The organism is Pseudomonas sp. PA1(2017) (assembly GCF_001945375.1).
Lineage (GTDB): Bacteria > Pseudomonadota > Gammaproteobacteria > Pseudomonadales > Pseudomonadaceae > Aquipseudomonas.
The window spans coordinates 523,742-549,775 of sequence record NZ_MSXU01000015.1; the positions used below are offsets into that span (position 1 = coordinate 523,742).

The 26,034-nt window shown below is 63.2% G+C and carries 24 protein-coding genes; 21 read left to right on the forward strand and 3 right to left on the reverse strand.

Annotation, left to right across the window (positions count from 1 at the left end; translation table 11 throughout):
* Nucleotides 1–68 precede the first annotated feature (68 nt).
* The 4 genes from parA to BVH01_RS23010 all read left to right on the forward strand — a co-directional run bounded on the left by parA (nt 69) and on the right by BVH01_RS23010 (nt 3,768).
* Nucleotides 69–707, forward strand: coding sequence for a ParA family partition ATPase (gene parA / locus BVH01_RS22995; RefSeq protein ID WP_075932535.1), 639 nt, complete (start codon nt 69–71; stop codon nt 705–707).
* The gene (locus BVH01_RS23000; protein ID WP_075932633.1) at nt 704–946 is read left to right on the forward strand and encodes a hypothetical protein; all 243 of its coding nucleotides are present in this window, start codon (nt 704–706) and stop codon (nt 944–946) included. Before parA ends, BVH01_RS23000 begins: the two co-directional genes overlap by 4 nt.
* On the forward strand, nt 943–1,470 hold the full coding sequence (locus tag BVH01_RS23005) for a S26 family signal peptidase (RefSeq protein WP_075932536.1): 528 nt from the start codon (nt 943–945) through the stop codon (nt 1,468–1,470). Before BVH01_RS23000 ends, BVH01_RS23005 begins: the two co-directional genes overlap by 4 nt.
* A 348-nt stretch (nt 1,471–1,818) precedes the next feature.
* Nucleotides 1,819–3,768, forward strand: a complete 1,950-nt coding sequence (locus BVH01_RS23010) for a relaxase/mobilization nuclease and DUF3363 domain-containing protein (protein ID WP_075932537.1) — start codon at nt 1,819–1,821, stop codon at nt 3,766–3,768.
* A 17-nt stretch (nt 3,769–3,785) separates the two neighbouring features.
* On the opposite strand, the gene BVH01_RS23015 is transcribed toward BVH01_RS23010, so the two are convergent.
* On the reverse strand, nt 3,786–4,640 hold the full coding sequence (locus BVH01_RS23015) for a helix-turn-helix transcriptional regulator (RefSeq protein ID WP_075932538.1): 855 nt from the start codon (nt 4,638–4,640) through the stop codon (nt 3,786–3,788).
* Nucleotides 4,641–4,796: 156 nt separating this feature from the next.
* Between BVH01_RS23015 and hemA the strand changes: the two genes are divergently transcribed.
* The 8 genes from hemA (at nt 4,797) to BVH01_RS23055 (ending at nt 12,502) form a co-directional block, all read left to right on the forward strand.
* Nucleotides 4,797–6,029, forward strand: coding sequence for a 5-aminolevulinate synthase (hemA, locus tag BVH01_RS23020; RefSeq protein ID WP_075932539.1), 1,233 nt, complete (start codon nt 4,797–4,799; stop codon nt 6,027–6,029).
* A gap of 1 nt (nt 6,030) precedes the next feature.
* Nucleotides 6,031–6,534: a GNAT family N-acetyltransferase gene (locus BVH01_RS23025; RefSeq protein ID WP_075932540.1), complete on the forward strand. Its 504-nt coding sequence runs from the start codon at nt 6,031–6,033 to the stop codon at nt 6,532–6,534.
* Nucleotides 6,531–7,601 (forward strand): Gfo/Idh/MocA family oxidoreductase, encoded by a 1,071-nt coding sequence (locus BVH01_RS23030; protein WP_075932541.1) that lies wholly within the window; start codon nt 6,531–6,533, stop codon nt 7,599–7,601. The genes BVH01_RS23025 and BVH01_RS23030 overlap by 4 nt, the downstream gene beginning before the upstream one ends.
* A gap of 22 nt (nt 7,602–7,623) precedes the next feature.
* Nucleotides 7,624–9,477 carry an asparagine synthase (glutamine-hydrolyzing) gene (asnB, locus tag BVH01_RS23035; RefSeq protein WP_075932542.1) on the forward strand — a complete coding sequence of 618 codons (1,854 nt, stop codon included), beginning with the start codon at nt 7,624–7,626 and terminating at the stop codon, nt 9,475–9,477.
* 84 nt (nt 9,478–9,561) lie between these two features.
* The gene (locus BVH01_RS23040) at nt 9,562–10,725 is read left to right on the forward strand and encodes an MFS transporter (RefSeq protein ID WP_075932543.1); all 1,164 of its coding nucleotides are present in this window, start codon (nt 9,562–9,564) and stop codon (nt 10,723–10,725) included.
* 43 nt (nt 10,726–10,768) lie between these two features.
* On the forward strand, nt 10,769–11,695 hold the full coding sequence (locus BVH01_RS23045) for a LysR family transcriptional regulator (protein ID WP_075932544.1): 927 nt from the start codon (nt 10,769–10,771) through the stop codon (nt 11,693–11,695).
* Between the two features lie 157 nt (nt 11,696–11,852).
* A complete protein-coding gene (locus BVH01_RS23050; protein WP_075932545.1) occupies nt 11,853–12,197 on the forward strand; it encodes a toxin in 345 nt (114 codons plus the stop codon).
* Complete coding sequence (locus tag BVH01_RS23055; protein ID WP_075932546.1) at nt 12,194–12,502, forward strand: DNA-binding transcriptional regulator; 309 nt, start codon at nt 12,194–12,196, stop codon at nt 12,500–12,502. The genes BVH01_RS23050 and BVH01_RS23055 overlap by 4 nt, the downstream gene beginning before the upstream one ends.
* Nucleotides 12,503–12,866: 364 nt before the next feature.
* Here the strand turns inward: BVH01_RS23055 and BVH01_RS23060 are convergent, their stop codons facing one another.
* On the reverse strand, nt 12,867–14,330 hold the full coding sequence (locus BVH01_RS23060; RefSeq protein ID WP_075932547.1) for an efflux transporter outer membrane subunit: 1,464 nt from the start codon (nt 14,328–14,330) through the stop codon (nt 12,867–12,869).
* Nucleotides 14,331–14,420: 90 nt separating this feature from the next.
* Between BVH01_RS23060 and BVH01_RS23065 the strand changes: the two genes are divergently transcribed.
* The 4 genes from BVH01_RS23065 to fabF all read left to right on the forward strand — a co-directional run bounded on the left by BVH01_RS23065 (nt 14,421) and on the right by fabF (nt 20,633).
* The gene (locus BVH01_RS23065) at nt 14,421–15,035 is read left to right on the forward strand and encodes a TetR/AcrR family transcriptional regulator (protein WP_075932548.1); all 615 of its coding nucleotides are present in this window, start codon (nt 14,421–14,423) and stop codon (nt 15,033–15,035) included.
* An 80-nt stretch (nt 15,036–15,115) separates the two neighbouring features.
* Nucleotides 15,116–16,213, forward strand: a complete 1,098-nt coding sequence (locus tag BVH01_RS23070) for an efflux RND transporter periplasmic adaptor subunit (protein WP_371915616.1) — start codon at nt 15,116–15,118, stop codon at nt 16,211–16,213.
* The gene (locus BVH01_RS23075) at nt 16,210–19,290 is read left to right on the forward strand and encodes an efflux RND transporter permease subunit (protein ID WP_075932550.1); all 3,081 of its coding nucleotides are present in this window, start codon (nt 16,210–16,212) and stop codon (nt 19,288–19,290) included. The genes BVH01_RS23070 and BVH01_RS23075 overlap by 4 nt, the downstream gene beginning before the upstream one ends.
* 53 nt (nt 19,291–19,343) lie before the next feature.
* Nucleotides 19,344–20,633, forward strand: coding sequence for a beta-ketoacyl-ACP synthase II (gene fabF, locus BVH01_RS23080; RefSeq protein WP_075932551.1), 1,290 nt, complete (start codon nt 19,344–19,346; stop codon nt 20,631–20,633).
* A gap of 190 nt (nt 20,634–20,823) precedes the next feature.
* On the opposite strand, the gene BVH01_RS23085 is transcribed toward fabF, so the two are convergent.
* Nucleotides 20,824–21,822: a restriction endonuclease gene (locus tag BVH01_RS23085; protein WP_256562823.1), complete on the reverse strand. Its 999-nt coding sequence runs from the start codon at nt 21,820–21,822 to the stop codon at nt 20,824–20,826.
* Between the two features lie 177 nt (nt 21,823–21,999).
* Here BVH01_RS23085 and BVH01_RS23090 point away from each other — a divergent pair, with 177 nt between their 5' ends.
* The 5 genes from BVH01_RS23090 to BVH01_RS23110 are packed head-to-tail and all read left to right on the forward strand — an operon-like array spanning nt 22,000 to nt 26,032.
* Nucleotides 22,000–23,991, forward strand: a complete 1,992-nt coding sequence (locus BVH01_RS23090) for a conjugal transfer protein TraG (RefSeq protein WP_075932552.1) — start codon at nt 22,000–22,002, stop codon at nt 23,989–23,991.
* Complete coding sequence (locus tag BVH01_RS23095; protein WP_075932553.1) at nt 23,988–24,422, forward strand: CopG family transcriptional regulator; 435 nt, start codon at nt 23,988–23,990, stop codon at nt 24,420–24,422. The genes BVH01_RS23090 and BVH01_RS23095 overlap by 4 nt, the downstream gene beginning before the upstream one ends.
* Before the next feature lie 59 nt (nt 24,423–24,481).
* Nucleotides 24,482–25,450, forward strand: coding sequence for a P-type conjugative transfer ATPase TrbB (trbB, locus tag BVH01_RS23100; protein WP_075932554.1), 969 nt, complete (start codon nt 24,482–24,484; stop codon nt 25,448–25,450).
* Nucleotides 25,422–25,763 carry a TrbC/VirB2 family protein gene (locus BVH01_RS23105; RefSeq protein WP_075932555.1) on the forward strand — a complete coding sequence of 114 codons (342 nt, stop codon included), beginning with the start codon at nt 25,422–25,424 and terminating at the stop codon, nt 25,761–25,763. The genes trbB and BVH01_RS23105 overlap by 29 nt, the downstream gene beginning before the upstream one ends.
* A complete protein-coding gene (locus BVH01_RS23110; protein WP_075932556.1) occupies nt 25,760–26,032 on the forward strand; it encodes a VirB3 family type IV secretion system protein in 273 nt (90 codons plus the stop codon). The genes BVH01_RS23105 and BVH01_RS23110 overlap by 4 nt, the downstream gene beginning before the upstream one ends.
* The last annotated feature ends 2 nt before the right edge of the window (nt 26,033–26,034 follow it).

Sequence of the window (26,034 nt, forward strand, 5' to 3'; positions counted from 1 at the left end):
TGTTATTGGGGCGCCGGGCATTTGTGCACAGACGCTGATCGCGAGGAGTCTGCGGGAGGCGTCTGGTCATGATCATCGCCCTGCTCAATCAGAAAGGTGGAGTGGGGAAGACCACCCTGGCCACCCATATCGCCGGCGAGCTGGCTGTACGAGGACGAAAAGTCGTCCTGCTTGATGCCGACCCACAAGGCTCTGCCTTGGACTGGGCGCAGCGGCGCAGCCAGCAAGGCTTGCCGAGACTGTTTAGTGCGGTCGGTCTTGCACGCGAAACGCTGCATCAGGAAGCACCGGAGCTGGCCCTTCGTGCCGACCACGTCATCATCGATGGACCTCCTCGCATCGCTGCCCTTGCCCGCTCTGCATTGCTCGCTGCCGACCGTGTATTGATCCCTGTTCAACCGAGTCCCTACGACCTATGGGCCAGTTCGGAAATGGTCAGCCTGATTCGCGAAGCGCAGGTATTCAAACCATCGATGCGTGCGGCGTTTGCAATCAACCGGCGGGTCAGCACCACGATCATCGGTCGCGAAGCACGCGCTGCATTGGCGGACCAACCGGTGCCGGCTCTGCATAGCGAAGTGCGCCAGCGAATCGTGTTTGCCGAGAGCGTAGCTGCCGGTCGCCTGGCACGGGAGCTGGCACCCGACAGCGCTGCGGCACGCGAGGTCAGCAATCTGGTCGATGAGCTTCTGCGGTGGTCTTCATGAGCAGCAAGCGCGTAGGAATTGGGGCACGCCCAGTGGCCGATCCGCGAGCCGAAGCCTGGATACAGCAGCGCGTTGATGCAGTACGCCAAGAAGGTGATCGCCAAACCGCACGTATGACGCTGGATGTGACGCCAGCACTACGCACGCGAATCAAGCTAGCCGCCATCGAGCGCGGTATAACGATGGCTCAGATGCTGCGTGAGTTGCTTGAGCGAGAGTTCCCGGAGGTCTCGCCATGACAGCTACCGCGTACCGTCGTCGACGACCATTGGCACTGATAGCAGGCAGCTTGTTCGCACTGACTTGGACGGCCAATTACACACCCATGCCGCGGCTGGTTTACAACGCCTCAGACAGCCTACCCATAGGCTGGTACCACATCGAGACGCCTCGTTCATTGCGCCCAGGCGACACAGTGCTGATCAACTTGCCTTACGAGGCCAGGACGTTCGCGGCGCAACGCGGCTACCTGCCTGCGAACGTCCCGTTGCTGAAGACTGTGGCAGCAATTGCTCCCCAACATGTATGCATGCTGAGCAGCTTGATTGTCGTCGACAGTGAACCTGTCGCCATTCGCTCGCGAGTTGATCGGGAAGGCCGCGTTCTACCCCAGTGGAGTGGCTGCCGACAGCTGGATGACGGCGAACTCTTTCTACTCAGCACCGCCAATCCGGAGTCCTTCGACAGTCGGTACTTCGGCCCTGTGCCTGTCGACTCGGTGATAGGTCAGGCGCGGCCATTGTGGGTGGAGGCACGCCCATGACTACATCATCGCAATTTCAGCTCAGCTGCAGAACGGCTGCGGTCAGCAACTATAGCCGCGGGCCACCTGTTGCTGTCTCCACCGCCCTCACTTGGGACACGCAACTGGCCCGCCCGTAGCGAACCCACACCCTGTTTACCCATTACTGAACGCAAAAGGCACGGAGAAAACTGAGGGCAAGATAAAAGGGGGCGGCACTTCGTTGGCCCGGAAAGCAGTCTGCACGGGGGTTGGCGGCGACACAGCGCCGGGATAGCCAGGTGCCGAAACTGTGTTCGACCCGCAGTTGTGCTGGCCATGAAGCGTGCCTGATACGCCCTACCACGATCAACCTGGAGGAGTCTAAGCATGAGCAAAGGAAGTCGTCATGACGACGAACTGCGCTTTCGCCCGCAGCCGGGTAAGCCGCAACAACGCGGCCAAGCCTTCGTCAACCAGGTGCTGCGTCAGGCCAACAAGGCCGGCACGGGCAAGCCGCGCAAGGCGGGACACCAGCCCGGTGCCCGTCTCGGCCGCGGGCATGTCGCTGCTCGCTTCAGCGCGCAGAAACTGCCGTCCAACGCCCGTCGCGTCACCATCAAGACGCGCTTGGTAAACCTGCGCCAGGCGGGCAAGCGCTCGACGCTCAGCCATCTGCGCTACATCGAGCGCGACGGCGTCAGTCGCGAGGGCGATCCGGGCAAGGCCTACGGACCATTGACCGACCAGGCCGACCTCAATGCGTTCGAGGAGCGTGGCCGGGACGACCGTCACCAGTTTCGCTTTATCGTCTCGCCCGAGGATGCCGAGCAACTCGACGACTTGCGCACCTACACCCGCCATCTGATGAGCCGGATGGAGGCCGACCTCGGCACCCGCCTCGACTGGGTGGCGGTCGACCACTGGAACACCGACAACCCGCACATCCACATCGTCCTGCGCGGCAAGGGCGACACCGGCAAGGACCTGGTGATCGCTCGTGACTACATCGCCGATGGCATGCGCAACCGCGCCTCGGAGCTGGCCACCGAATGGCTCGGCCCGCGTACTGAATTGGAGATCCAGCAGAGTCTGCAGCGCGAGGTGCAGCAGGAGCGTTTCACCACTCTGGATCGCACCTTGTTGCGCGAACGCAAAGCTAGCGTGCTCAGCCTGAAATTGCTCGCCAACCATCCGCGCCGGCAGTTGCTGATCGGCCGCCTGCAGCAATTGCAGAAGCTTGAACTCGCACATGAAGTTCGGCCAGGACAATGGATCCTACGTGACGACGTCGAGGTGACCCTGCGCGCCATGGGTGAGCGCGGCGATATCGTGCGCACGATGCAGCGGGCCATTGGTAGCGTGCAACGCGAGCTGGCGGTATACGAGCCGGGCAAGGATGGTTCTGTTGTGATTGGTAGGATCGTAGCCAAAGGCCTAGCCGACGAGCTCAACGACCGCGGTTATCTGGTGGTCGACGGACTCGACGGCAAGGCCCACTACCTGGCCTTGCCTGCCCGCGCGGAACTGGCCGACTACCCAATCGGCGGCCTGGTGGAAACGCACAGCCTGAGCGAGCCGCGCGCGGTGGATCGGTCGATTACCGCGCTGGCTGCAGATGGTCTGTATCGCACCGATCATCACCTGGCCCTGGCACGATCACAATCAGTCGAAGGACAGGATCGCGAGGCATTGGTCGAGCGCCACGTTCGGCGTCTGGAAGCCCTCCGCCGGGCCGGTATCGTCGAACGGTTGGCAGAGGGTGTCTGGCGGATCCCCGCCGATCTACACGAGCAAGGTCGACAACATGATGCTCGCCGCTTGGGCGACGTCGCTGTCGAGGTGCGCACGCCGCTGTCCCTTGAGCAGCAGGTGCGCGCCGTCGGCGCGACCTGGCTGGACCAACAGCTGATCGGTGGCAACCGCGAGCTGGTCGGCACGGGCTTCGGCAAGGAAGTGCGCGAAGCGTTGCGGCAGCGCGCGGACTTTCTGGTGGAACAGGGCCTCGCCGAACGCCAGGGCCAACGCGTGGTACTTTCACGCAACCTGCTGGCCACATTGCGCGTCAGGGAGCTGACGGCAACGGCACGTGAGATCTCGGCGCAGACGGGTATGCAGTACCGCCCTGCGGTCGAGGGCCAACGCGTCAGTGGGATCTACCGACGCAGCATGCAACTGGCCAGCGGCCGTTATGCCCTGCTCGATGATGGCATCGGCTTCAGCCTGGTGCCGTGGAAGCCGGTGATCGAGCGGAAGCTCGGGCAAAGCGTGTCGGCAGTGATTCAAGGCAACAGCGTCTCGTGGCAACTAGGCCGCCAGCGTGGGCCTTCGATTGGTTGAGCAATCGGCACCGGGCGTTAAACCTGCGCCGGTTCTTGCTGCAGCCACTGTTCGAAGGCTTGGCTCTGCGGTAAGCCTTCCTTGGCCGCGTAGTAGACCAAGCGCAGATGGCGATCCTCATCGATGGTTAACGTGGTGTGTTCGAACACCACGTGTCCCACCGCATCGACCTCAAGGTGGCGTATTCCCTGGCACGGGCCATGGATGTCCTGCTGCCGCCACCATTCTCTGAAATCGGGCGACGCCTTCTCCAAGTCCTTCACCAGAGCAGCGATATCAGGATCCTGGGTGGCACGCACAAAGTCACGACGGAAGCTGGAGAGTATCTGCAGCGCCTGCTCACTCCAGGGATTGAACAGCTCTCGCATAGCGGGGCTTGTGAAGAGCATCCAGAGCATGTTGCGGCGATCCGCCGGCAACGCGGAGAAGCCGAAAACCCGATCCGCTGCGGCGTTCCAAGCGAGCACATCCCAGCGCAGGTTGAGCACGTAGGCCGGACGTGACGGCAGGTCACCCATAAGCCGGTGAATCAGCGCAGGCACTATGCACCACGTCTTGCCCGGCTCTGGCGGCAGACGCTGGTGAGCGAGCAGGAACAGGTGGCGGCGCTCGGTGGCATCCAGCTTGAGCGCGCGCGAAAGGTTGTCGAGGAAGGTTGCCGAGACACTGATGTCCCGACCTTGCTCCAGCCATGTGTACCAAGACAAACCCACCCCAGCCAATGCCGCGACCTCCTCGCGTCGGAGCCCAGGCGTGCGCCGCCGACTACCGGCGGGCAGGCCCACCTCCTCCGGCGAAATACGTTGACGGCGACTGCGCAGGAATTCGGCCAGTTCTATTCGAGTGCGTTCAGCAGTGCGAGGCGCGCTCATCCGGTTACCTCCAGTAATAGGATAAACAGTCAAATTGTAACCCCCATAAATCCCGCTAAGAATAGCCCGGCTTGGAGGGAATTGCCCCTACCAGGCTCTTGCTTGATGAGGAAAGCACACAGAGACGTGTCATCAACTCGCTAAGGAGATAAACGGATGTATCAAGCACTTCTTCGAGAACAACTGGAGACATTGAAGTCCTCCAACCAATACCGCACTTTCACCACCCTGAGCCGCATGTGCGGCCAATATCCTCTGGCCAAATTGGATGGTCGCGAAGAGAACCCGGTGGTGGTCTGGTGCAGCAATGACTACCTCGGTATGTCGCAACATCCCGCTGTGCGTCAGCGAATGCACGAGGCGTTGGATGCCTACGGTGCGGGCTCCGGCGGCTCGCGCAATATCGGTGGATCACACGAGGTATACGCAGAGCTGGAAGCCTCTCTTGCCGAATGGCACGGCAAGGAAGCGGCGTTGGTATTTCCCACTGGTTTTGGCTCCAACGATGCCACTCTTCAGTGCCTGCTGCGACGCATCCCCGATTGCGTAGTAATCAGCGATGAGCTGAACCATGCCTCCATCGTGAACGGCATCCGCTCGACGCCCAACGAGCGCAAGATCTTCCGCCACAACGACATGGAAGACCTGGAGCAGATCCTAGCCAGCTATCCGCTTGGCCAACCGAAGATCGTGGTCTTCGAGTCGATATACTCAATGGATGGCGATATCGCGCCTATCGCTGAAATTGTTGCTGTCGCCAAGCGCTATAACGCCCTCACCTATCTGGACGAAGTGCATGCGGTGGGCATGTACGGCCCCCGAGGCGCTGGTATCGCCGCAGAACTGGGCGTCGCCGATCAGGTAGATATCATCCAGGGCACCATGGCCAAGGCCATCGGCGTTATCGGGGGCTACATCGCCTCGACTCAGGTAATCGTTGATGCGGTGCGATCCTTTGCCACCGGTTTCATCTTCACGACCTCGCTGCCACCGGCAGTCACTGCCGGATGCCTGGCCAGCGTCGAACACCTCAAGGCGAACGACAAAGAGCGTAATGGTCTGCATCGCCAGACGAGCAAGCTGCGCGAACGCCTCAAGCATCACGACGTACCGGTGATGCCCTGCTCACAAACTCATGTGCTGCCGGTACTGGTTGGCGAAGCTAAGCGCTGCAAGGCGGCGGCAGATCGGCTGCTCCACCACCATGGTGTGTACCTGCAGCCAATCAACTATCCATCCGTGCCGGTAGGGACAGAGCGCTTCCGCGTCAACGCCACGCCGAACCACAACGATGCGCAGATCGAACATCTGGCGGTGTCGCTGCGCGAGACCTTCGACTATTTCAGCATCCCATTGGCATCCGAGGTGTTTGCTGCGGAGGTGGCCTGAGATGGAACAGTCCTTCTTCACGGTACGTCCGGCCACCCAGGCCGACCTGGTCAGTTTGGTTGAACTGCGCGCGTATCTGCTGGACGGCACCAACGCCAGCTATTCGAGCAAGACACCAGAAGACGCGGCGCGCTGGCGGGCGGCCTACCGCACCTGGCTGGGCAGCCGCCTGAACGACAGTGACTGCGTGCAGATCCTCGCCGCCGAGCACAAGGAATCCAGTCAGGTGCTGGGCTGTGCGACCGCCATTATCGACCAGCGTGCGCCTGCACCGGGCTACCTCAATGGCCTGTCCGGCTGGGTGCAATCGGTGGTGGTGGAGCCGCAGTGGCGGGGCCGCGGCATCGCCCGGCATCTGATGCAGCACCTGCTGCGCTGGTTCGCCAACCGAGGCGTCGGCTGCGTGGTGCTGCAGAGCACTGCGGCGGCCGGCACGCTTTACCAGGGCCTGGGCTTCGCCGTCAGCGACGAGTGCCTGCTGATCCGTCAGGAGGCCTCGGCATGAAGATCCTGATCATCGGTCTGGGCTACGCCGGCAAGCGCTACCTCCGTGCCTTCGAGCATATCGCCACAAGCACTGGGATCCCCATAACGCTGGCCTATGTCGGGCGCCGGCGGAAAACGACCGAACTGCCCTACTTCGACCACGTCGAGCGAGCGCTACAGGTATTTGAGCCGGACATCGTGGTGGTCAGCGTCAACGACCACAACCATGCGCCTGTGCTCAAGCAGCTCGCCGCCTACCGGGGTTTCGTGCTCTGCGAAAAGCCACTAGTCACGCCCGGTGACGACTTGGACGAACTGCTCGGCGCACTAGGGCAAGTCAGTGGCTTTGCCCTGGATCTGGTTGAGCGCTACTCGGACGTAACCCGGCAACTACGGGACTTGGTCGAGCGTCATGAGTGGCAGTTGGTACGCGCCAGCTTCCACTGGGGCAAGGATCGCATCAACGACTACCGACCCACCTGCGGCGTGACCAGCGAGGTGATCCACGCCCTGGATCTACTCGGCTGGATCTGCCCACGTGCAGGCCAACTCCGCCTCGATGGCGTACTGGGCGTTCGTTCGGATTTCTCTATCTCCGGCGCAGAGGTGCTTGACACCGTTCAGCTCACCGCCAGCCTGGGCGAGGCGCGCGTCACCGGTTACGCCAGCTTCGTCAACATCGTGCGCCAGCGCACCGTGGATTTCAGCTTCGTCGACCGCGATGCCCGGCTGATCCATGCGCGCTTGGTATTCGATACGCCGCGCTGGGATCACGACCAACTGCGCATCTGGACGCGCGGTGCCAACGGCAGCGAGGAGCTGCTCCACGAGTTCGCCACGGCCCCAGACGAACCTGGCCTGGACGCCGTGCACAAGCTGTCTCGTCTGTGCCGACATGTGGTGCGCGCTGTGGCTCTTAGAGAATCGCCACCCCAGCCATTCGCCGGCCTGGATACCGCTGTGGCCTTGCAGCGCCTGCTCAACAACCTGGAAACCCATGCCCAAACCCCAGCTCCGGCGCGCTACGTCCATGGCGAGACGCGCGTACTGCTGGCCGAGGACAGCGATCTGGAAAGCCTCGGGTAACTCAATCACAAGGAGAAGGACTATGTGTGGAATCGCTGGATGGCTGTCCTACAGCCAGAACCTGGAAACGCAACGCGAAACCCTGCAGCGCATGACCGACACGATGGCACTGCGAGGCCCCGACGCGGGCGGTCTGTGGATTGATGGCCCCGTTGGCTTGGGCCATCGGCGCCTGTCGATCATCGACCTCGAGGGCGGTCGCCAACCGATGATCGCAAAACATGGTGGGCCGCTCGAGCTTGCCGCCATCACCTACAGCGGGGAGGTCTACAACTTCCGCGAGCTGCGCGCCGAATTGCAAACACTCGGCCACCGCTTCGAAACCCGCAGCGACACCGAAGTGGTGTTGCGCGCTTATATCGAATGGGGTGAAGCCTTCGTCGAGCGGCTCAACGGCATGTATGCCTTCGCTATCTGGAACCTGCGTTCCCAAGAGCTTCTGCTGATTCGCGATCGAATGGGCGTAAAGCCGCTGTATTACTACCCCACCGCTGACGGCGTAGTTTTCGGGTCCGAACCCAAAGCGCTATTGGCTAACACGCTGGTGCCACGCAAAGTGCGCGCCGATGGTCTGCGCGAAATTCTTGAGATGGTGAAGACGCCGGGACATGCCGTTTTTGAAGGCATGCGCGAGGTCATGCCGGGCGAGATTGTGCGTATCAACCGCCGGGGTTTGGGACGCCGCCACTACTGGAAATTGGAGGCGCGTGAGCACGAACACACGCTGGACGAGACAATCCGCCATACCCGTGACCTGCTGGAAGATATCGTCGACCGCCAGATCGTCGCTGACGTACCGTTGTGCAGCCTGCTCTCCGGCGGACTGGATTCTTCGATCATTACCGCGCTGGCCTCGAAGAAATTGCTGGCCGCTGGCAAGGAGAACATCCGCTCCTTTTCTGTCGACTTCGTCGACCACGGTAGCGGCTTCACCGGCGATGCCGTGCGCGGTACTCCAGATGCCCCTTTCGTACGAGATCTGGTGGAGAAAATTCGCTCCAGTCATCAGGAGATCGTCCTCGATAGCCGTGAGCTTGCTGATCCTGTCCTGCGGGCGCAGATCGTGCGTGCACTGGATCTGCCACCGGCCTTCTGGGGCGACATGTGGCCATCGCTCTACCGGCTGTTCCAGGAAGTGCGCAAGCACTCGACAGTAGCGCTCTCTGGTGAAAGCGCAGACGAGGTATTTGGTGGCTACCGCTGGTTCCACGACCCTGAAGCCATTCAGGCCAATACCTTCCCCTGGCTGACCTCGGTGACAGGCAAGTACTTCGACGGCAAGACCCTGTTCGACCCTGGCCTGCTAGCCCAACTCGACATGCAGACCTTCTTGCGTGACAGCTATGCCCAGGCCATTAGCGAAGCACCGGTGCTGCCCGGTGAGAGCGCCGTCGACCAGCGTATGCGGCAGATGAGCTACGTCAACCTGACACGCTTCGTCCAAACCCTGCTCGATCGCAAGGACCGAATGAGCATGGCGGTTGGCCTAGAGGTACGGGTGCCCTTCTGCGATCACCGGCTAGTTGAGTACGCCTTCAACATTCCTTGGGCGATGAAGGCCTTTGATGGCCGGGAGAAAAGCATTCTCCGCGCGGCGACCCGCGACCTGCTACCCGAATCGATCAGCGAGCGGGTCAAGAGCCCCTACCCCTCGACGCAGGATCCGGCCTACGAGCAGGCACTGCGTGATGCGCTGACCGCCATTCAGGCGGATCGCAATGCGCCGGTGACGCCTCTGCTCGACAGCGGCCGTATCCATCAAACCCTGGCTAAGCCGCTCGGCAGCGTCTCGCCCATGTACGAACGCATGGGCATGGAACTGGCGGTCGGCCTCAACACCTGGCTGAGCGAGTACGACGTCAGTCTCGAGCTGTAGCCCAAACCGGGAGTGGCCCCGGTGCGGGTCACTCCTATTCGCTGTACCACTCAAGCGCTCCGAGGAGCACAAGCGAGTCCGAGAATGCACACATCCAACCAATCTCCTATCTACCTCATAGCGCTGGGGGCGTTCGCCCTTGGCATGGCCTCCTATGTCACCGCAGGCCTGATCCCGATGATCGAGGCCTCGTTTGCCGTGTCCGTCGCGGTGGCGGCGCAACTCGTCACCGCATTCACCCTGGCCTACGGCCTGGGTTCACCGATTTTCGTCGCCCTGACTCCAGCGCATCGCCAGCGCGCCGGCCTATTGCTGGCCCTGGGCCTGTTCGTCATCGCCAACGCCGCCAGCGCGCTGGCCGAGAGTTTTACCGCGCTGATGGCCTGGCGTGCCATCGCTGGCATCGGCGCAGGCGTCTACTTAGCAATGGGCATCGGTGCTTCTGCCGCTGTTTCGAGCCCGGAGCGCCGTGGCAAGGCCATTGCCATCATCATGGGAGGCATGGCAAGTGGCGTGGTGCTGGGCGTTCCGCTCAGCCTGCTGATCGCCGAACAGCTCGGCTGGCAGGCCGCCCTCTGGCTGGTCACCCTGCTCGGCCTGGCGGCCTTCTTCGGGCTGCTGCTGAAGCTCCCTTCCCTGCCCGCTGCCACCGCCACCACGCTGGGCCAGAAACTGGCGATCCTCAGCGACAGCCATGTGCTGGTAATCCTGCTGGTGTCGCTGCTGGCCGCCATTGCCAGCCTGGGCATGTACACCTTCATCGCTCCGCTGCTGGCTGATCCGGCCTACGGCGGGGTGCGCTCGGTCACCCCCTACTTGTGGGTCTGGGGTATCGGCGGGGTGCTGGGCAGCTTCCTGATCGGCCCGCTGGTGGATCGCATCAAGGGCCCGGTGCTGACCTTCGCCATCATGATCATCCTTGCCGTGTCGCTGTTCTTGCTGCCGCTGGCGGCTGCCCTCAGCACCTGGCTGGTAATGCTGCCCATTGCCCTGTGGGGAGCCGTCGGCTGGGCGTTGCAGGTACCACAGAACAACGAGCTGATCCTGGCGCGCCAGGCCCAGGGTGACGGCAACCTGGCCATCGCATTGAACGAGTCCGCGCTCTACCTGGGCAGCGCTATCGGTGCCGCGGCCGGCGGTTTCGTGCTGCTGTTGCAAATGCCTACCTGGACACTGGCTGCCAGCGCAGGGGGTGTGGCCGCCTTGGGTGCTCTCCTGCAAATCATCAATCTGCGTCGCCGGGCCTAACGTCGACGCTTAAATTCAACATCTAACTGATGGAGGAAAGGCCGTGGAACTGCGCCACCTTCGCTGTTTCATTGCCGTTGCAGAAGAACTGCATTTCGCGCGTGCTGCCGCGCGCCTGCATATCGAACAGTCGCCCCTGTCGAGGATCATCAAGGAACTGGAGTACCGCCTGGGCGTGCAACTGTTCGAGCGTACCACGCGGCGCACGCGCCTGACCTGGGCCGGCAAGGTACTCTTGGAAGAGGCGCGTCGGGTGATGGCTGTGGTCGATCAGGCCAAGGCCAGCGTCAAGAGCGCAGCGGCCGGCTACCGTGGACGCATTCGCGTCGCGCTGTCCGACGGTATACCTCAGGCACGCTTGGCCGCCCTGCTCGCCCAATGCCGCGAGGAAGAACCCGAGGTCGAGATCTGTCTGTCGGAGGTCACCTTCAGCGAACAGGTCAGAGGGCTGAACGATGACCTGTACGACATCGGGCTCGCTCAATCGGACGAGGTCGGCGAAGGGCTGGTGGCCGAGCCGGTCTGGTTCGATCCACTAGTTGTGGCGGTGCCTGCCCGCCACCCGCTACTTAGCTACCGGCGCGTACCGCTCGATGAGGTGGTGCGCTACCCGCTGGTGCTCTGCGATCCACAGGTCTGCCAAGGATTCTGGCAACAATTACAGCGAGTATTGGGCGCCGTGGATACGCGACTGACCATTGCCGACCGCGTTCCCACCCTGGATCTGATGATGGCGCTGGTGGCGGCGGGATACGGGCTAGGCTTCTCCAGTCTGGCGCGCATCAACGAACTCAACAATCCGGACGTCGTGGCCCGGACGCTAGACGGCTGCGCATCGATGCTAACCACCTACATGGTAAGGCGAGAAGGCGAGCCGGCCGAGCAACTGGCGCGATTTATTGTGCGGGTGAGCCCGGCGGAAACCCAGGTGTTGCTGCCGGATCACACTTCACGGAAGGAAATCGCCTGATCGCCCAGATCACTAGATCTCCCCTTCACGGCGAGCCTTTCAGAAGAGCGTCTTGGCGGCAGCTCAGCCAGGCTGCCGCATTTCCTATATCTGGCCACCTGCTCATTTCTTGACAAGAACACAGCCACCATTAACTATACGCAGATAGCGCACATATATGAAAGCATTGTTCGTTGAATTGTCACCCTTTGAGCGCAACCGAAAAGCCCACCTGGATGACGGCGAATACTCGCTATTCCAGCAGATGCTCTTGACCAATCCAGAGGCAGGCGCGGTCATCGCCAACAGCGGTGGGCTCAGGAAGGTCCGCTTCGGATCAGTTAGGCGCAGCAAGGGAAAGCGAGGTGGCGTTCGGGTGATTTATTACTACTGGCACAGCGGTCTGCAGTTCTGGCTCTTCACCCTGTATGACAAAGACGAACTCGATGACCTGAGCAGTGATCAGCGTAAGCAGTTGAAAGCGCTCCTTGAGCGCGAAGTGAAAGCGAGGCAAGCACCATGACCAAACGCGATATTTTTTTCGAGCTGATCGAAGGCTTCGACGACTTGGCCGCAGCACGTGAAGGCAAGCGTACGCTGCGTACTCACAAGGTCGAATATAAGCCAATCGATCCCGCGACGGGCGCGGAAATCGTCGCTCTGCGCGAAAAGCTGCAGATGTCCCAGGGTGTATTTGCGCAGGCCATTCACGCCAAGCCTGCGACCTTAAAGAACTGGGAGCAGAACCGCTCAAAGCCCAACGACCAGGCCACCGTCTTGATCCGTATCCTGAGCAAGCACCCGGAACTCATACGCGAACTGGCGTAGATCACCAGAGTGCAGATGGTCCCTGTAACAACAGTAAACGGGCAGAATCACTCGCCGGGTACTCAAATAGATTGGGAAGCGATATGAGGCGAACCGCATGCACAGCCCTCCACCACAACTCGTTCGCCTCCCGACAGCGTCTGCTGGACAATGATGAGTCTGCGCGCTGTCACCTTGATCATCCAGCCTACCCATCTCGATGATGATCTGGAGTGGAAAGCAATCAGAGTCAACCAGATTACAACGTCGCTAGCCGAATAGTTCCCAGCGCTGAGTGAACCCTACAATCAGGTAAGGAGCGACCTCCGGCCACGGACTGCCGATCACAACCGGCAGAAATCGGCCAAAAGCGGACTCCAAGTATTCACCTTTCAACAGCGCGGTCACGTGCCAGTTGTTCGGAATTCCAGCCTCCTCCTAGAGCACGGTATGCTGCGATGCCTGCACGTGCGGATTCGATCTGGGCTTGGGCCCTAGCGTCCCTCGCGCGCAACAGGGTCTGGTCTGCGTTGAGCACGTCGATCAGGCTGGCGGCGCCGTTCTGATAGGCGACGAATGAAGACTGCCGGGCGCTTGCCAGGGAGGTTTCGCCGGCCGTCAGGGTAGCCGCCTGGGTTTCGCGGTTGACCAGCGCCGAGAAGGCATTCTCCACATCCTCGCTGGCCATCAGCACGGACTGGCGATAGGCAGCGAGCGCTTCGGCTTCCCGGCCCTTGGCGCCGTCGATCTGGGCGTTGATACGCCCGAAGTCGAACAGCCGCCAGCGCAGGCCCAGCACGCCTGCCGATTGCGCGGCGCCAGCGCTGAACAGGTTGCCGCTTTGCGTGGTGGCACTGCCGAGCAGGGCGCTGAGTGAGAATTTCGGGTAGTACTCGCTGATCGCCTCGCCGATACGCGCATTGGCGGCGACCAGTCGGCGCTCTGCGGCGATCAGGTCCGGCCGGCGGCGCAGCAGGTCAGCAGGTGTGCCCGTGGCGGTGAGCTGCGGCGCGCGTGGAATGGCGGCTGCGTTGGCGAGTTCGGCGCGATGGGTGCCCGGCGCGCTGCCGAGCATCACGTCCATCGCGTTCATGGCTGCATCGAGGCCCGTCTGCAAGACCGGCACGCTGACTCTTACTTGCGAGAGCTCGCCCTCGGTCTGTTGTACCTGATAGTCGGCGGCCAGGCCGCGCGCATGCAGCAGGCGCACCTTCTCCAGCAACGCCTGCTGGGTGCCGACCTGCTGCTCGGCAATCGCCAGCCGCGCCTGCAGGCCGCGGATGCTGGTGTAGACGTCGGCGGTTTGCGCGGCGACCGCCAGCCGGGTGGCGACGACGCCGGCTTCGGATGCCTGGTAATCCGCCAGGGCGGCTTCCCTGCCTCGGCGCAGCCCGCCAAATACATCCAGCTCCCAGCTCGCTTCGAGGTTGGCCTCGTAGCTATTACCATAGCGGTCGTAGCCGGGCGTGGCGTCCAACACCTGGCCCAAGGGCGTTTCCACCGATTGATAGGCACGTGCGGCCTGGCCGTTGACCGTGGCCGAGGGAAGCAGCGCCGCATTGGCAGCGCCCAGGCCGGCGCGGGCTTGCAGGACGCGGGCCCGGGCCTGGGCGATGTCGAGGTTCTGCGCCAGGGCTTGGTCGATCAACGCACTCAGCTGGGCGTCGCCGAAGCCCTCCCACCAGCGGGCGAAACTGGCGGGTGCCGGCGCGGCTCGCCGCTCCACGGCGGCCTGCCCGAGGTAATGGTCGGCCAGTGGCGCGTCCGGGCGATGGTAATCCGGGCCGACCGCGCATCCCGCCGCCAGGCTGGTGCTGATCACGAGGGCAAGGGGGCGCATGGCTAGCATGGGAATTCTCGTAGGCGAAAATAGATAGTGACCATATTATAGATTGGTCACTTGCTGTCAATCAGCTCACCGTGGAGTTAAGCTCTAGGCATGAACGACGACATGAACAACTCGACCACACGCGGGCCGCAGGATCACGAGATCCGCGACCAGATCATCAACGCCGCGACCCAGCATTTCGGCCACTACGGCTATGAGAAAACCACGGTCTCGGACCTTGCCAAGGCGATCGGTTTTTCCAAGGCCTACATCTATAAATTCTTCGATTCCAAGCAGGCGATCGGCGGGGTGATCTGCACCAATCGCCTGGCCATGATCATGGACATCGTCGACGCGGCACTGGCCGATGCGCCGAGTGCCTCGGAGAAGCTGAGGCGCCTGTTCCGCTCGATTTCAGAGGCTGGCAGCGATCTGTTCTTCCACGACCGCAAGCTCTACGACATCGCGGCGGTGGCCTCGCGCGACCAGTGGCCGTCGGTCAAGGCGCACGAGCTGCGCATTCGCGAGCTGATCCAGCAGATTCTCCTCGAGGGCCGTGAAGCGGGGGAATTCGAGCGCAAGACGCCGCTGGACGAAACCACCAACGCGATCTTTCTGATCCTGCGGCCCTACGTCAATTCCGCTCAGCTGCAGTACAACCTGGACGACGCCGCCGAGGCCGCCGCGCACCTGCCGGCGCTGATATTGCGCAGCTTGGCTCCATAGTCATGCGTTAGTGACCATTGACAATATTGGTCACTGGTTTAAGAATGAGGTTCCTGAATTGCTCTTGAGTGATGGAACCCATGCGCCTCGTGCCCGCCGTTCTTGCCGTTTGCCTGCTGCCTCTCGTCCTGGTGGCGTGCGGCGATTCGTCTGTCCAGAAAGACCCCCGCAACAAGCCGCCGCTGGTTCGGGTGGCAGCGGTCGAGCAGGCAGCCGGGGCCGCTCGTTCCTTCACCGGTGTGGTGGTCGCGCGGACCCAGAGCGACCTTGGCTTTCGCGTCTCGGGCAAGGTGCTGGAGCGTCTGGTCGACACCGGCGAAACGGTCAGGCGCGGCCAGCCGCTGATGCGCCTCGACCCCGTCGACCTGCAGTTGCAGGCGCGGGCGCAGCAGGAGGCCGTCGCCTCTGCTCTGGCGCGCGCCAAACAGACGGCTGACGACGAAGCCCGTTACCGCGGGCTGGTCACCGCCGGGGCGGTGTCGGCCTCGACCTACGATCAGATCAAGGCGGCTGCCGATTCCGCCAGGGCGCAGCTCAGCGCTGCCCAGGCCCAGGCCGATGTGGCGCGCAATGCCACGGGTTACGCCGCCTTGCTGGCCGATGCCGACGGCGTGGTGATGGAAACCCTGGCCGAGCCCGGCCAGGTGGTCAGCGCCGGGCAGCCCGTGGTGCGGCTGGCGCGAGCAGGGCAGCGCGAAGCCATCGTGCACCTGCCGGAAACCCTGCGCCCGGCGCCGGGTTCGACTGCCCAGGCTGCCTTGTATGGCAGCAGCGCCTCGGTTGCGGCCAGGCTGCGGCTGCTTTCCGAGGCCGCCGATGCCACCACGCGCACCTTCGAGGCCCGCTACGTACTCGACGGCGCGCTGGCCAACGCCCCGCTCGGCGCCACCATCACCCTCGATATCGCCGCGGCGAGCGATGCAGCCCAGGCGCTGCAGGTGCCTGCTGCCGCGCTGCACGACCCGGGCAATGGCCCCGGTGTCTGGGTGGTCGCAGGCGAGCCGGCGAAAGTCGCCTGGCGCCCGGTACGGGTTATGGGGATCGGCGATCAGGCGGCTCGAGTCGAGGGCCGTCTTGGCGCTGGCGAGCAGGTGGTGGCACTGGGCGCACACCTGCTACATGCCGATCAGGAGGTGCGAGTTGCCCAGGCGCCTGCCGTCGCCGGGAGCCAGCCATGAGCGAAGGCCGTTTCAACCTGTCGGCACTGGCGGTTCGCGAGCGCGCCATCACCCTGTTTCTCATTTTGCTGATCGCGCTGTCCGGCACCTTGGCGTTCTTCCAGTTGGGCCGCGCCGAAGATCCGCCCTTCACCGTCAAGCAGATGACCATCATCACCGCCTGGCCGGGCGCCACTGCTCAGGAAATGCAGGATCAGGTCGCCGAACCGCTGGAAAAGCGCATGCAGGAGCTGCGCTGGTACGACCGCAGCGAAACCTACACCCGTGCAGGGCTGGCATTCACCATGGTGTCGCTGCTCGACAGCACCCCGCCTGCGCAGGTGCAGGAGGAGTTCTACCAGGCCCGCAAGAAGCTCGGTGACGAAGCCAGGAACCTGCCGGCTGGGGTCATCGGGCCGATGGTCAACGACGAGTTCTCGGACGTGACCTTCGCGGTGTATGCCCTGAAGGCCAGGGGCGAGCCGCAACGCCAGCTGGTACGCGAAGCCGAATCGCTGCGTCAGCGCCTGCTGCATGTGCCGGGGGTGAAGAAGGTCAACATCATCGGTGAGCAGGCCGAGCGCATTTTCGTGTCCTTTTCCCATGACCGGTTGGCGACGCTGGGCGTGACTGCACAGGACATCTTCGCTGCACTCAACAGCCAGAACTCGCTGACCCCAGCCGGCTCGGTGGAAACCTCCGGCCCGCAAGTGGTGATGCGCCTGGATGGCGCGTTCGACACCCTGGCGAAGATCCGTGACACGCCGATTGCCGTGCAGGGGCGCACCCTGAAACTTGCCGATGTGGCGACCGTGGAGCGTGGCTACGAGGATCCCGCCACCTTTCTGGTGCGCAACGGTGGCGAGCCCGCGCTGCTGCTCGGCGTGGTGATGCGCGAGGGTTGGAACGGCCTCGACCTCGGCGCGGCGCTGGACGCGGAAACGGTGAGCATCAATGACGCCATGCCGCTGGGCATGACGCTGGACAAGGTCACCGACCAGGCGGTCAACATCAGCTCGTCCGTCGATGAGTTCATGGTCAAGTTCTTCGTCGCCCTGCTGGTGGTGATGCTGGTCTGCTTCATCAGCATGGGCTGGCGCGTGGGGGTGGTGGTCGCGGCCGCCGTGCCATTGACCCTGGCCATCGTCTTCGTGGTGATGGCGGCCACCGGCAAGAATTTCGACCGCATTACCCTGGGTTCGCTGATCCTCGCCCTGGGCCTGCTGGTGGACGACGCCATCATCGCCATCGAAATGATGGTGGTGAAGATGGAGGAGGGCTACGACCGCTTCAAGGCATCGGCTTACGCCTGGAGCCACACTGCGGCGCCGATGCTCTCCGGTACGCTGGTCACCGCCATCGGCTTCATGCCCAACGGCTTCGCGCAGTCCACGGCCGGCGAGTACACCAGCAACATGTTCTGGATCGTCGGCATCGCGCTGATCGCTTCCTGGGTGGTGGCCGTGGCGTTCACCCCCTATCTGGGCGTGAAATTGTTGCCCGAGATCAAGCAGGTCGAGGGTGGGCACGCGGCCATCTACGACACGCGGCATTACAACCGCTTTCGCAGGCTCCTGGGGCGCGTCATCGCGCAAAAGTGGCTGGTGGCCGGCGTGGTGATCGCCGCGTTCGTGGTCGCCGTACTGGGCATGGGGCTGGTGAAGAAGCAGTTCTTCCCGACCTCCGATCGCCCGGAAGTGCTGGTCGAGCTGCAACTGCCCTACGGCACCTCCATCGAGCAGACCAACGCCACGGCCATCAAGGTCGAGTCGTGGCTGCGCGAGCAGGAAGAAGCCAAGATCATCACCGCCTACATCGGCCAGGGCCCGCCACGCTTTTTCCTGGCCATGGCACCGGAGCTGCCCGACCCTTCGTTTGCCAAGATCGTGGTGCTGACGGACAGTCAGGACGCCCGTGAAGCCCTCAAGCTGCGCATCCGTGAAGCGGCCTCCGAAGGCCTGGCGCCCGAGGCCAAGGTGCGCGTCACCCAACTGGTGTTCGGCCCGTATTCACCGTACCCGGTTGCCTACCGGGTGATGGGGCCCGATGCCATGCAGCTGCGCGAAATCGCCAGCCGCGTGCAGGCGGTGTTGCAGGCCAGCCCGATGATGCGCACGGTGAACGCCGATTGGGGCCCGCGGGTGCCGACGCTGCACTTCTCCCTGGATCAGGATCGCCTGCAGGCCGTTGGCCTGAGTTCCAACGCCGTGGCGCAGCAACTGCAGTTCCTGCTCAGCGGCGTGCCGATCACCTCGGTGCGCGAGGACATCCGCGCCGTGCAGGTGGTCGGTCGCGCGGCGGGAGAGATTCGCCTCGACCCGTCGAAGATCGCGGGCTTCACGCTGGTTGGCTCAGCGGGCCAGCGCATTCCGCTGTCCCAGGTCGGCGAAGTGAACGTGCGCATGGAAGACACGGTCCTGCGCCGCCGTGACCGTACGCCGACCATCACCGTGCGCGGCGACATTGCCGAGGGGCTGCAACCGCCGGACGTGTCCACGGCCGTATGGAAAGACCTGCAACCGATCATCGAAACGCTGCCGGCCGGCTATCGCATCGAGATGGCTGGCTCCATCGAGGAGTCCGGCAAGGCCAGCAAGGCGATCGCGCCGTTGCTGCCGATCATGATCGCCCTGACGCTGCTGATCATCATCCTGCAGGTGCGCTCGATCTCGGCCATGGTCATGGTGTTTCTCACCTCGCCGCTGGGCCTGATTGGCGTGGTGCCGGTGCTGCTGCTGTTCCAGCAGCCGTTCGGCATCAACGCCCTGGTCGGGTTGATCGCGCTGTCGGGGATCCTGATGCGCAACACGCTGATCCTGATCGGGCAGATCCACCATAACGAGCGCGAAGGGCTCGATCCCTTCCAGGCCGTGGTCGAGGCCACCGTGCAGCGCGCTCGCCCGGTACTGCTGACGGCGCTGGCGGCGATCCTCGCCTTCATCCCGCTCACCCACTCGGTGTTCTGGGGAACCCTGGCCTACACCCTGATCGGCGGCACCTTCGTGGGCACCATCATGACGCTGGTGTTCCTGCCGGCGATGTATGCCATCTGGTTCAGGATCCGCCCGAGCGACGAACCGAAGGACGCACACGCGTAATCCCCGGCAAGCAGTACTGGGCTGCTCGCCACCAACCTGGCTGAGAGGCTGCAATGATCAATTTCCAAAAGCACAAGCGCATCGTGGTAACCGGTGTCGGCCTCGTCGGCCCCCTGGGCTGTGGTACCGAGACGGTGTGGCAGCGCTTGCTGGCCGGGCGCTCGGGCATTCGTACGCTGCCGGCAGCCATCAGCGACGGCACCGGGGTGACGGTCGGCGGGCAAGTGCCCTCGCTCGAGGAGGATGGTGTTGCCGGCTATCGACCCGAGCTCGTCATCGCGGCCAAGGAACGCAAGAAGATGGATCGCTTCATCGAATTCGCCCTGGTAGCCGCGCACGAGGCATTGCAGCAAGCGGGCTGGCGGCCTGGCACGGAGGAGGCGCGGCAGCGTACAGCGACGGTCATCGCGTCGGGGGTGGGCGGGTTCGGCGCGATCGCCGAGGCCGTACGCATTACCGACGCGCGCGGGCCACGCCGGCTATCGCCGTTCACCGCGCCGTCGTTTCTCGCCAACATGGCAGCGGGGCACGTGTCGATCAGCCACGGCTTCAAGGGCCCGCTTGGCGCGCCGGTGACGGCTTGTGCGGCAGGTGTGCAGGCGATTGGCGATGCGGCTCGGCTGATCAGAAGCGGCGAGGCTGATATCGCCATCTGTGGTGGTACCGAGGCGGCTATCGATCGCGTCACCCTGGGCTGCTTCGCGGCTGCCCGCGCGCTGTCGACCGGCTTTGCCGGGCGGCCGCAGGAGGCGTCGCGCCCCTTCGACCGTGACCGCGATGGGTTCGTCATGGCCGAAGGTGCCGGGCTACTGGTGATCGAGTCACTCGAACATGCGCAGGTGCGCGGCGCTGTGCCGCTGGCCGAGCTGGTGGGCTATGGCACCAGCGCCGATGCCTATCACCTTACCGCTGGCCCCGAAGATGGCAGCGGGGCGCGCCGCGCCATGCAACAGGCACTACAGCAGGCAGGCCTGAAACCTGAACAGGTGCAGCACATCAACGCCCATGCAACCTCAACCCAGGTTGGCGACAAGGGTGAGTTGGCCGCCATTCAGGCGCTGTTCGGCGCCCATGCAGGCGTCGCGATCAGCTCGACCAAATCCGCCACGGGCCATTTGTTGGGAGCCGCCGGCGGAATCGAAGCGATCTTCACAGTGCTGGCGTTGCGTGACCAGATCGCGCCGCCGACCCTGAACCTCAACAATCGGGACGAAGCTGCAGCGGGGCTCGACCTGGTCGCGCTGAACGCCCGCCCGATGCCGATCACCCATGCGCTCTCCAATGGCTTTGGCTTTGGTGGGGTGAATGCCAGCGTGCTGTTTCGCCGCTGGGAAGGGGCGTGATGAAGGCGTAGCCCGGAACCGCGGCGAGTGGCAGCGTGATGTCTCGGCGACTGACCGCATCTGGCCGGTAGCTGCCCGTCGTCACCGGCTGTTATCGACCAGAACAAGACATAGGGGATGATGCTTGCCCGCCGTCGCAACGCTGAGGCGACCGCAATCTGCCATATGCCCTACCGCACTAACCGGCGAGTCAGCGGTGGTAAATACCATCCTCCAAAGGGGGGCCATCGGCAGAGACCCTGCTGATAGGGTCTCTTGGCTCGAAGATGGAACCCCCAAATATCGCGTCGAAATCTGCTTCCACGTCAGCTAGGTATTTCAAAATAATCTCTAGCAATCCTCTGAACGTGTCGCAATGCCATTCGATATGAGGGGTAATCCGTGCGAGCACCCTAGCCTTAAAATCATCCAGACTCTTTGGAACGTCGAGCAATGTGCCCGTACTCAACGCTGGCGACATGGCCATGTAATTGAACATAGAAAAGACCATCAGCGATCCACCGCTCTCTCGTCTTAGCAGATCAAATTTTTCTTGATCCTGACGACTAAGCTTTTCGTAAGCACGGTCTCGATCGCTATTGAATTCCTCGGTGTAACGAAGCGGGTTGTCCGCGGCATCACCGATACGTGGACAAAAATACCTCTTCCACCATGCTTCGAAATATCTCTGTTGAAACTCTAAGTACGACATCCCAACGATATTTGTATTCTGGGTGTATTGTTTGGCACCCTGCTGAAGGCCATGCTTCGAGATGATAAAACCGATGTTCGCACCGGTTTCGTGCATCACAGTTGTGAAGGAATGGACTACAGACTGGGGTACGGCACTGCTCCAGTTTTTGCACTCCACGATGTATCTGATTTTGTCCACGCTTCGAACGTCTATCGAGTGGACATCCACATTCACCGAGCCACGCGGCGTTTCCAGATCAACCTCTACCTCAGCAAGCAAGCCGACGTTACGGAAGATACGCTGGACACCTGTCTGGAGGTCCCGCCAATTATCTGGTAGTGGATCATCGATCACAGCTGCTTTCCCCATCCGCAATTCGCAAGCAGGTAAAGCTACTGGGGCGCACGATCGTCGTCCACCGACTGTCCATTCATAGGGCAATATCACCCCTTGCGGCTTGAAGGTCTGCTTCTGGCCGGTTTCTGCCTGTCGCCAGGCGCAGCTTCGGATAGACATCTACCTCGTGTACACACCCTGCTGAGTTTTTCCACCGACCGCCCCAGCCTGCTGTGTCGCCCCTAACTTCTTAGTCCTCGCCAAAACGGTCTTTGACCCCTCCCCTCCCAATGCCGAACCTCTCGCCCGCGGCACATCCGCGTGCCGTGAGTTTTGCCTGGGAGGTTGGGTTCAGAGATGCATGCAACGACGGTGCTGTACGGCCATGTACTGGTGGTATTGGCCATTACCCTGTCCGGGGTATGGGGTGCCACGCAGTGGACGGCAGCCACGCTTGGCTACCAGGCACGCCTCGGCGCGCCATGGTTCGAACTAATGGGCACGCCGGTCTACCACCCCTGGCGTCTGTTCGAGTGGTGGTTCGTCTTCGATGCCTATGCGCCGGACGTCTTCAACGTCGGCGGCAGCATCGCCGCCTGCAGCAGTCTGCTGGCATTGGTGGTGGCCATCAGCATGGCTATCTGGCGGGCGCGCCAGGCACAGCGGGTCACCACCTACGGCTCGGCGCGCTGGGCCGATGCGGATGAGGTGGGCAAGGCAGGCCTGACCCAGCCTGCGGGCGTATTCCTCGGGCAGTTCGGCGATCAGTATCTGCGCCACGAAGGCCCCGAGCATGTGCTGACCTTCGCGCCGACGCGCTCGGGCAAGGGCGTCGGCCTGGTGGTACCCACCCTGCTCTCCTGGCCGGCCTCGGCGGTCATCCACGACATCAAGGGCGAGAACTGGAGCCTTACCGCAGGATGGCGATCACGCTTCTCCCACTGCCTGCTGTTCAACCCCACCGACCTGGCCTCGGCCGCCTACAACCCGCTGCTGGAAGTGCGTCGCGGTGCCCACGAGGTGCGCGACGTGCAGAACATCGCCGATATCCTAGTCGACCCAGAAGGCGCGCTGGAGCGGCGCAACCACTGGGAGAAGACCAGCCATGCGCTGCTGGTCGGTGCCATCCTGCACGTGCTCTACGCTGGCCAGGACAAGACCCTACGCGGCGTTGCCAACTTCCTCTCCGATCCGGCCTGCACCTTCGAGCTGACCCTGCACCGGATGATGACCACGCTGCACCTGGGCGATGCGCCGCATCCGGTGGTGGCTTCTGCGGCGCGGGAGGTGCTGAATAAGAGCGACAACGAGCGCTCGGGCGTGCTCTCCACGGCCATGTCCTTCCTCGGCCTGTACCGGGACCCGACGGTGGCCGAGGTCACCTCGCGATGCGACTGGCGCATTGCCGATCTGATCTCGGCAGAGCATCCAGTGTCGTTGTACCTGGTGGTACCGCCCTCGGATATCAGCCGCACCAAGCCGCTGATCCGCCTGATCCTCAATCAGGTCGGCAGGCGCCTGACCGAATCGCTCGACGGTTCCGACGGCATCGAACGCCGGCACAAGCTGCTGCTGATGCTTGATGAGTTTCCTGCGTTGGGGCGACTGGATTTCTTCGAGACGGCCCTGGCCTTCATGGCCGGCTACGGGCTGCGCGCCTTCCTGATCTCCCAGTCGCTGAACCAGATCGATAAGGCCTACGGCCAGAACCACTCGATCCTCGATAACTGCCATGTGCGAGTGACCTTCGCGACCAACGACGAGCGCACCGCCAAACGCATCTCCGAGACCCTGGGCACTGCCACCGAACTGCGCGCGCAGCGCAACTATGCCGGCCACCGTCTGGCGCCCTGGCTGGGCCATCTGATGGTGTCGCGCCAGGAAACAGCACGCCCGCTGCTGACTCCTGGCGAAGTGATGCAGTTGCCCAGCGACGAGGCAGTGGTGATGCTCTCGGGCCTGGCGCCAATCCGCGCGAAGAAGCTGCGCTACTTCACCGACGCCAACTTCCAGAGCCGGGTACTGCCGGCGCCACGATTGCAGCCGGGCCATTACGTCGATGCACCGGTGCCGCGCACGGACGACTGGAGCGGTCTGGCCGTGCCTGAGGCCGTTACAGCATCGCAGACCGACATGAGCGATGACTCGACCATCGAGGACGGCGGCGCACGCCGTCAGCCCGAACTGGCGGAACCCGCCGAGTTGCCAGATCACGACGAGCTGACCAGCGACCTGCTATTGCTCGACGAGGATGACATTCCCACGCCCTTCCCCACCCAGCCGGATCCACGCCTGCAGCGCGCGGCGCGGCTGGCCGCCCTAGACCCTGACGATGGAATAGCCCTATGAGCCGAGCCCGCCTCAACCTGTTTATCCAACCCGAGCATGCCAAGCGCCTGAACGAATTGGCGATCACCAAAGGCGTTTCGAAGTCTTCGATCATCGCCGCGGCGCTCGCCTCCTGGCTCTCTCCCGATTCTGGCGAGCAGCGCGAGGTGGCCATGGCCAAACGCCTAGATCGCCTATCACGTCAGTTCGAGCGCCTGGAGCGCGACCAGCACATCCTGATCGAGACCGTGGCGCTCTACGTGCGCTACTACCTCACGGTGAGCACGCCTGTACCTGAGGCTCACCAAGAAGCAGCACGCGCGCAGGGCAAGCTGCGATTCAGCCAGTTCGTCGAACAACTGGGGCGCCACCTGCAGCGCGGACGCAGCCTGGTCAGAGACGTGCACGAAGAGGTTCAGGCAGAGGCTCAGGTCTCGGGAGAGCGTCCATGACTGTCGCCTCCTCCCCAATGCTGAGCGCTGCGGCAACTTCTCTGGATCGGCGCACGCGCATGTTGCGCACAGCGATGGGCCCGCTGATAGCTGCCGCTCTGGATGACCCGGACGTGGTCGAGGTGATGCTCAACCCCGATGGCGTGCTTTGGCTGGATCGCCTGTCAGCCGGCCGCGCCCGGTTGGGCACGCTGGCAACTGGCGACGGCGAGCGGATCATCCGCCTGGTGGCAGCGCATGTCGGCCAGGAGGTACATCGCAACAAGCCGCTGCTGAGTGCCGAACTGCCAGAGACTGGTGAGCGCTTCGAAGGTGTACTGCCGCCCGTAGTAGCCGGGCCGACCTTCGCCCTACGCAAACGCGCAGCCGGCGTCATCCCGCTGCAGCAGTACGTGGCCGACGGCATCCTCAACGCGGCGCAAGCCGAGTACCTGCGCGTAGCCGTGCGCGAGCGGCAAAACATCCTGGTGGCAGGCGGCACCAGCAGCGGGAAGACCACTCTGGCAAACGCGCTGCTGGCCGAGGCGGCCGGCAGCGGCGACCGTGTGCTGGTGCTGGAGGACACGGTCGAACTGCAGTGTCCGGCGCTCGATCACGTAGCCCTGCGTACCAAGCCCGGCGTGGTCTCCATGGCTGACCTGGTGCGCAGCACGCTGCGTCTGCGCCCCGATCGCGTGGTGGTCGGCGAGGTGCGCGGCGGCGAGGCGCTGGATCTGATCAAGGCCTGGGGCACCGGCCATCCCGGCGGTATCGCCACCATTCATGCCGGCTCTGCACAGGGCGCACTGCTTCGCCTGGAGCAACTGATTCTGGAAGTCGCCCTGACCGCGCCGCGGGCGCTGATCGCCGAGGCGGTCAATCTGGTGGTGTTTCTCGCCGGGCGTGGCAGCACGCGCTATGTCCAGCAAATCGCCCGCGTCACCGGCTATGACGAGCGCGGCTATCAACTCACCTCCATCGCCCCCGCATTCATTCCTTCGCTTACTCAGGAAAACAGCCATGACTGCCTGCCATCCTCGCGTTGCTAATCGTCGCCGCTCCGTCGGTGCCTTGATGCTAGGAGCCCTATGTCTAGGCGCCTCCCTGCCGGTTCTCGCAGCCGGCTCCGGAATGCCCTGGGAAGGGCCGCTGCAATCGATCCTTGACTCGGTACAGGGGCCGGTGGCGCGCATCATCGCGGTGATCATCATCATTACCACAGGCCTGACGCTGGCCTTCGGCGATACCAGCGGCGGCTTTCGCAAGCTGATCCAGATCGTCTTTGGCCTGTCGATTGCCTTCGCCGCGTCGTCATTCTTCCTCAGCTTTTTCAGCTTTGCCGGCGGGGCGGTGATCGTATGAACGGCGAGCGCGAACTCATCCCCGGTTTCGAGGTGCCACTGCACCGCTCGCTGGCCGAGCCGATTCTGCTCGGTGGAGCCCCGCGCAACGTGGCGATTCTCAACGGTACTCTTGCGGCAGTGGTAGGCCTGGGCCTGCAGCTGTGGCTGCCGGGCCTGGTGCTGTGGCTGGTTGGCCACTCGCTGGCGGTGTGGGGCGCCCGCCTGGACCCGCAGTTCCTGCAGGTATTCGCACGACACATCAAGCAGCCGTCGCTGCTGGATGTGTGAGG